The organism is Halobacillus sp. ABD4_316 (assembly GCF_056161385.1).
Genome location: NZ_JBSWZA010000028.1, coordinates 1 through 223 on the forward strand (window position 1 = coordinate 1; position 223 = coordinate 223).

Genomic DNA, 223 nt, shown 5'->3' on the forward strand with positions numbered 1-223 from the left:
TGGAACGAGCGGCGGACGGGTGAGTAACACGTGGGCAACCTGCCTGTAAGATCGGAATAACCCCGGGAAACCGGGGCTAATGCCGGGTAATACTTTTCTTCGCATGAAGATGAGTTGAAAGATGGCTTCTCGCTATCACTTACAGATGGGCCCGCGGCGCATTAGCTAGTTGGTGAGGTAACGGCTCACCAAGGCAACGATGCGTAGCCGACCTGAGAGGGTG

Annotated in this window: 1 rRNA gene; it reads left to right on the forward strand. The window is 55.6% G+C overall.

The features are described from left to right. A 16S ribosomal RNA gene (locus ACXAJH_RS20515) occupies nt 1-223 on the forward strand; the annotation flags it as partial.